Here is a 6455-nt window from a genome sequence, read left to right as displayed (position 1 = left end):
ACGATCTAAAGTATAAATAGTTGTTTATGTTAAATAGCAGCAGACATTTTCGATTTCAAAACAACATTTCTCCCGCTTTCCATTGCAATCTTTTTGTTCGCCATAAGGCTCATAAAAAGGATTTTTATTACAATCGGGGCTAGATTATACGTTTTTATTTTTAATGACTATTATATTGTCATTCCGAGGAACGAGGAATCTCTACAATATTTTATTACGGTAACTATAAAGTTCCTACTAAACGCAAGATTTTACAACCATCCCCTATATTGTCATTCCGAGGAACGAGGAATCTCTACAATATTTACCTATCAATTTTCCATTAACTATGAAAATAGTAATAATTCTAAGATAATACTACGCTTGAAAATATCTAAATATCTATTCCACAGAATTGTGAATTAGTTTACTTTTGCAAGATGATAAAATGGATGCAAAAACTATTTTCACCTATAAAAACAGAAGACTTAACGCCTGACATGAAACCGCAGGTGCACGAATACCAACAAAATAATATGAAAAGCGTGAGTAATAAATTTTTAATAGTAGGACTTGGTAACATTGGAGCCGAATATATAAACACAAGACATAATGTAGGTTTTAAAATCGTTGATTTTCTTGCCAAGAAGGAAGGTATTAGTTTTGAAACTGTAAAACTTGGCGCATTAACCGAATATAAATTTAAGGGCAGAACATTTTTATTGCTTAAACCCAATACCTATATGAATTTAAGTGGTAAAGCAGTTCAATATTGGATGGATAAAGAAAATATACCATTAGAAAATATATTTGTAATAACTGATGACTTAAATCTGTCGTTTGGAAGTGTTCGCATCAGACCTAAAGGAAGTGACGGCGGCCACAACGGCTTAAAAAATATTAATTTGGTTTTAAATACTCAAAATTATGCACGTTTTCGTTTTGGAATCAGCGATGAATTCAAAAAAGGAAAACAAGTAGATTACGTTCTTGGCGATTGGGATGATGCCGAAAAAATAGCATTACCAGAACGCTTAGAAGTAGCTTCTGAGATTATTAAATCTTTTGGAACAGCAGGTCTAGAAAATACAATGACTTCCTTTAACGGAAAATAATACTTCTGAATCTAGTAAAAAAAATGTTTTCTTTCAAAGTTTGAAATATCAATAATGTACTATCTTCATTGTTTAAAAAATATTCCATATTGATTGGATGCTATACATTGACTTCATGAAAAAAATTACTTTTATTTTGTTGTTTTCTTTGTCTTCTTTATTTACAATCGGTTTTGCACAAGTAAATACGACAAAGGAAGTCACACTCTTTGGAAAAAAAGAAACGATTAAAACAGGATCCGTGATACGCTGTGCCACCACTCAATATGAAGAATATTTAAAGTCAAAAGATTTAAATAGATTATCTATTAGCGCTTTTGAAAAGTGGATCGCTCCAAAAGTTTTGGAAAGAAAAATTAAAAAAGGCACATCCAAAGTCTTAAAAACGAATGCAATAATTACTATTCCAGTTGTTGTTCATATAATTCACAATGGTGACATCATTGGTACTGACGAAAATATTTATGACGAACAAGTGCTCTCACAAATACGCGTTTTAAATGAAGATTTTAGACGTAAAAGTAACACACCAGGATTTAATACTACTAATGTAGGAGCTGATGTAGAAATAGAATTTGCTCTTGCTAAAAGAGATCCAGCAGGCGTTTTATCAAATGGAATAAATCGTGTCAATTTGCTTCAAGAAAGCTGGTCAACAACTGATATAGATGAATTTGTTAAACCGAAAACACAATGGAATCCTGATAACTATTTCAACATTTGGGTAGTAAAACTAAGTGATCAAACTACCTTAGGATATGCGCAGTTCCCAAGCGCATCTGGCCTAGCTGGAATCGAGTCAAATTCTGGCATTGCATCTACTGATGGTGTAGTTATAGGGTATAAATTTTTTGGATCTTCTACTTACTATCCTGCCGGTTCGTATAGTAATGATTACGATAAAGGTAGAACTACGACTCATGAAGTAGGACATTGGCTTGGACTTCGACATATATGGGGTGATCCTGATAATGATTCAGATGGATGTGATGTAGATGATTTTTGCTTAGACACACCAAACGCAGGAAAAGCCAATGAAGGCTGTCCCACTAAAATAATCGATTCTTGCCCCTTATCTCCCGGTCTAGATATGTTTAAAAACTACATGGATTATACTGATGATGCTTGTATGAATATTTTTACTGCAGATCAAAAAACTCGAATGCTTACAGTAATGAATAATTCTATAAGAAGAGCTGTTTTAAAAAATTCTAATGCGCTTACAATTGGGCTTACTTATAATATTGATGCAGCTATAAATATTGTCAATCTAAATATAAACGCTTGTAGCAAAAGTTTTGCCCCAACAATCACTTTAACTAATAAAGGTAGTGTAGCACTTACAAGAGTGATCATTGCTTACGGAATTGACTCCGTAAATTCAAGGAACTTTACGTGGACTGGAAATCTTGCAAGTAATCAAAGTCAGCAAGTTACATTAGGATCTCTGTCAACCACTGAAGGCAAACATGTATTTAATGCGACAATTTCACAAGTTAACTTAGTAACAGACGAAAATTTAAAAAACAATATTGATGTAGTAAATTTTAATATTACAAAAAGTTATACTTCATCTACTGTAACATTAGATTTACAACTTGATAAATTTGGTTCAGAAACCTCATGGAATCTCACAAATAGTAATGGAGATATTGTATATAAAGGAGGTCCTTACACTGATACTTCGACAACTCCTACGCCAATAAAAACAACTTTTAATTTAGTAAACAATAGTTGTTACACTTTTAAAATTGTCGATAGTGAAAGCGATGGTTTTTGTTGTGATTATGGCAATGGATCCTTTACTTTATCTACAGCCAACAATGAAATCATCGCAACTAGTGAAAATTTTAAAGATCAAAGCATAACTAATTTTATAATAGGAACGTTAGCAGTAAATGAAAATGATATAAATATTACCTATCTATACCCCAATCCAACTACTGATTTTATAAATATAGTAATAGAGAATGAATTAGAAGCACCCGACAATTACACTATTATAAACAGTTTAGGTCAAATTCTAAGAGATAAAAATATTGATGCAAGGCAAGATTTATCAATTGATGTTTCTGCTTTATCGCAAGGGATATATTTTCTTCAATTATCTAAAAACAAATCTAAAATAAAAAATCTCCGATTTATTAAGAATTAGATGCTAATATCAAATCAAAAAAGATTTATATTTTCGTTCGTTTTTTAGTTATATCATTTGGTTATCTTAAATTTGCGCCATTATAAAACAATTGCTTTGAAAATTTTTCATTCTATTAAAGATTTTAGTTCTACAAAAAAAACGATTTTAACATTGGGCACCTTTGATGGAGTCCACATTGGTCATAGAAAAATTTTAGATAGAATCATTCAGTACACTAATAATGAGGAATATGAAAGTCTAGTACTTACTTTTTTTCCACATCCTAGAATGGTATTGCAAGAAGATTGCGATATTAAATTATTAAATACTATTGAAGAAAAAACACAATTATTAGAAACAATAAGATTAGAAAATTTAGTCATTCATCCCTTTGACGAAAAGTTTTCGAGATTAACGGCAGAAGAATTTGTAAAAACAATTCTAGTTGATCAATTTCATGTGCAAAAAATTATTATCGGTCATGACCATCGATTTGGGAGAAATCGTACGGCTAACATTTACGATTTAATCGCATTTGGGAAACAATATGGTTTTGAAGTAGAGCAAATATCAGCACAAGAAATAAATGAAATTTCTGTTAGTTCTACAAAAATACGTAACGCACTCCTTGAAGGAAATATGACTTTAGCAAATGAGTATTTAGGATATAATTATTTTCTAACGGGAAATGTAATTCAAGGAAAACAGCTAGGGCGAACGATAGGTTTTCCAACAGCAAATTTAAAAATTGAAGAGTATTACAAATTGATTCCGCTCAATGGAGTGTATATTGTAAAAAGTATTATTAATCAAAAAATAGTTTTTGGAATGATGAATATTGGATTTAATCCAACTGTATTAGTAGATGAAAAATCAATTGAAATTCATTTTTTTAATTTTGATGAAAATTTATATGATAAAAAAATTAGTGTGTTTATAATACATAGAATTCGCTCTGAAAGAAAATTTGAATCTGTTAATATGTTACAAAATCAATTAGAAAAAGATAAAGTTATTGCGTTAAATTATTTAAATCAATAAACATTTTCAATATTTAATAGATAATTTCATTATTTTTTGTAAATTCGAATTTACTAGATTTTTAGTCAATAAATCATTTTAAATTTCAAAAAATAGTTTTATGAATATACCGAAAGAATTAATAAATGGGTTTATAATATTTTTAGGAATAGGACTTTTCTTCTTACTGGCTGAAGCCTTAGGTTTAGCAGATAATTATCTTTTACGTTTCTTTAATGTCGCATTTATATTTTATGGAACACTTAGAACATTACGTTCTAATTACAAGCAAGGGGATAGATCTTTACCTTCAAATGCCTCCTCGGCTGTCTTTACTGCATTTTCAGGAATTTTTTTAAGTGTTATTGGACTAGTTATATATATTACTATAAATGGTGGCGATGCCTATATAGAATCTCTTTCAAGAAATTTTCTTTTTGGCGGTACTCCATCTGTAATAAGATATGCCTTTTCATTATTATTAGAGGGATTTGTATCAGCAGGGGTAGTATCTTTTTTAATGATTTTATATTGGGAAACAAAGTATAAATCAGACAAGCACGGTGCTAAGAAATAGGATTTTTTATTTCTATAACCTTAAAATAGATAGAGTTAGGATAATATTTTTTAATTAGAACTGAATATATTATTGTTTTATTATTTTATAACATTTATTCAAGTAAAGGCGTAAGCAGTGATTTGCAATTATTGGTGTATTTAATACTGCGTAACATACAGTTTACTAAACTACTTAACATAAGTTAGCAAATGTTTTAAGTAGCAACAATTTTTTATTTCCATTTTACTTTTTGATTAGTATCGACAAGAAATATTTTCTTGTTTTGTTACATACCGAATTTTACCTTAAAACTTAGTTGAACAATCAGTTAAATTAATTCTTATCTCCTGAGAAATGATTTATGGGATAAAAAAATAAAACATTAAAACTTCAATTTACATATAGTCTTAATTATTTTTAGAACTATTTAATTACATTTACGTTTTATAAAATGATATCAATGACTATTACAAAACACGATTGGACTAAACAGGAAATAATTGCCATTTACAATAAACCTATGATGGACTTGCTATATGAAGCAGCTACAATTCATAGAGAACATCACGATCCTAATGTGGTTCAAGTTTCTACTTTGCTTTCTATCAAAACAGGTGGTTGTCCTGAAGATTGTGGGTATTGTCCTCAAGCTGCAAGATATCATACTGAAATTGAAGGCAATGATTTAATGTCTGTTAGTCAAGTAAAAGCACAAGCTTTACGAGCAAAATCAACAGGTTCTTCACGTGTGTGCATGGGAGCGGCTTGGAGAAATGTAAAAGACGGACCTGAATTTGATCAAGTGCTGGAAATGGTACGTACCATTAATAAATTAGACATGGAAGTGTGCTGCACTCTTGGTATGATTACTGAAAATCAAGCGCATCGCTTAGCAGAAGCTGGTTTATATGCATACAATCACAACTTAGATACTTCTGAAGAATACTACAAAGAAGTAATTTCAACACGTGGATATGAAGATCGATTACAAACCATAGAAAATGTACGTAAGACAAATGTGACTGTTTGTAGTGGCGGAATTATTGGAATGGGAGAAAGTATTGAAGATAGAGCTGGAATGCTAGTTGCCCTTTCTACTTTAAATCCTCAGCCAGAATCAGTACCCATAAATGCTTTAGTAGCTGTTGAAGGAACTCCACTGGAGGAAGAAAAACCAGTTGAAATATGGGAAATGATCCGTATGGTAGCAACTACCAGAATCATTATGCCCGAAACTCAAGTTCGATTATCTGCTGGTAGAATGAACATGAGTCGCGAGGGTCAAGCCATGTGCTTTTTTGCTGGTGCAAATTCTATTTTTGCGGGAGATAAGTTATTAACCACTCCTAATCCTGACGTAAATGAAGACATGAAGATGTTTAAAATGCTAGGATTAAATCCGCAAAAACCTTTTACTAAAGTATCACAACCCGCAACCGTTGAAGCATTTGATTCTCAATTTACTACAATGGGTGAAAAGCCAAAATGGTCAAGACCAGGACATCAGATTGAAAGAAATTTAGAAGCTTCTACAAAAGGGAAGTAGTCAAAAAAATATTATTTCAATATCTGTATCGCAATAATAATAAATTATGTTCCTAGTTTAAATATTAGGAACATTTTTTTTATATAAATGGTTTTCCAT

General features: G+C 30.8%; 5 protein-coding genes. All 5 read left to right on the top strand.

From position 1 onward, the window contains the following. The first annotated feature begins 419 nt into the window (after positions 1 to 419). The 5 genes from pth to bioB all read left to right on the top strand — a co-directional run bounded on the left by pth (position 420) and on the right by bioB (position 6356). Positions 420 to 1094 (top strand): aminoacyl-tRNA hydrolase, encoded by a 675-nt coding sequence (pth, locus tag RCH18_RS03145; protein WP_326935311.1) that lies wholly within the window; start codon positions 420 to 422, stop codon positions 1092 to 1094. 115 nt (positions 1095 to 1209) lie between these two features. Further along, a complete protein-coding gene (locus tag RCH18_RS03140; RefSeq protein WP_326935310.1) occupies positions 1210 to 3249 on the top strand; it encodes a T9SS type A sorting domain-containing protein in 2040 nt (679 codons plus the stop codon). 96 nt (positions 3250 to 3345) lie between these two features. After that, on the top strand, positions 3346 to 4272 hold the full coding sequence (locus tag RCH18_RS03135; protein WP_326935309.1) for a bifunctional riboflavin kinase/FAD synthetase: 927 nt from the start codon (positions 3346 to 3348) through the stop codon (positions 4270 to 4272). 100 nt (positions 4273 to 4372) lie between these two features. Next, the gene (locus tag RCH18_RS03130; protein ID WP_326935308.1) at positions 4373 to 4828 is read left to right on the top strand and encodes a hypothetical protein; all 456 of its coding nucleotides are present in this window, start codon (positions 4373 to 4375) and stop codon (positions 4826 to 4828) included. A 442-nt stretch (positions 4829 to 5270) separates the two neighbouring features. Further along, positions 5271 to 6356: a biotin synthase BioB gene (bioB, locus tag RCH18_RS03125; protein ID WP_326935307.1), complete on the top strand. Its 1086-nt coding sequence runs from the start codon at positions 5271 to 5273 to the stop codon at positions 6354 to 6356. Positions 6357 to 6455: the final 99 nt, after the last annotated feature.

Origin of the sequence: Flavobacterium sp. PL11 (assembly GCF_035985025.1) — a bacterium.
Classification (GTDB): Bacteria; Bacteroidota; Bacteroidia; order Flavobacteriales; family Flavobacteriaceae; genus Flavobacterium.
Note: the sequence above shows the minus strand (reverse complement) of the source record. Positions and strands in the feature narration are given on the sequence as shown.

Excerpts from the sequence above, each read along its gene's own strand:
- bioB (WP_326935307.1), top strand. The coding sequence starts at position 5,271 with ATGACTATTACAAAACACGATTGGACTAAACAGGAAATAATTGCCATT.
- pth (WP_326935311.1), top strand. The coding sequence starts at position 420 with ATGATAAAATGGATGCAAAAACTATTTTCACCTATAAAAACAGAAGAC.
- RCH18_RS03140 (WP_326935310.1), top strand. The coding sequence starts at position 1,210 with ATGAAAAAAATTACTTTTATTTTGTTGTTTTCTTTGTCTTCTTTATTT.
- RCH18_RS03130 (WP_326935308.1), top strand. The coding sequence starts at position 4,373 with ATGAATATACCGAAAGAATTAATAAATGGGTTTATAATATTTTTAGGA.